Raw genomic sequence first — 291 nt, 5'->3', positions numbered from 1 at the left:
GGCAAGTAGGTGAAGTGGCCGAACTCGGATTAAATGAAGTTGATTTCTATTTTGAGTCGGTTCTTTCTGCAATCAATAAAATTCTGAGTACGTGGGGTGGTGAGGTTAAAGACCGTATTCTTCTCACAGATAATCAAATAACGGGGAGATATATAGATATCTTGCCAAGACGTGGAGCGGATACAGGAAAGACACTCAGTATTTCCAAAGACCTTCAAAGTATTCACAGGACCGTTGTCTCTTATCCTAAAACCGCCTTGTATGGGCGAGGAAAAGGGGAAGAAGGAGCAG

1 protein-coding gene is annotated in these 291 nt (G+C 43.0%); it reads left to right on the top strand.

Annotated features, from left to right (window positions below; genetic code table 11):
• Window positions 1–291: phage tail spike protein (locus AB1471_RS17245; RefSeq protein WP_367780965.1), on the top strand; the 291-nt coding region annotated here is incomplete at both ends.

The sequence above is a fragment of the Jeotgalibacillus marinus genome (assembly GCF_040801915.1).
Taxonomy (GTDB): Bacteria; Bacillota; Bacilli; order Bacillales; family Jeotgalibacillaceae; genus Jeotgalibacillus; species Jeotgalibacillus marinus.
Note: the sequence above shows the minus strand (reverse complement) of the source record. Positions and strands in the feature narration are given on the sequence as shown.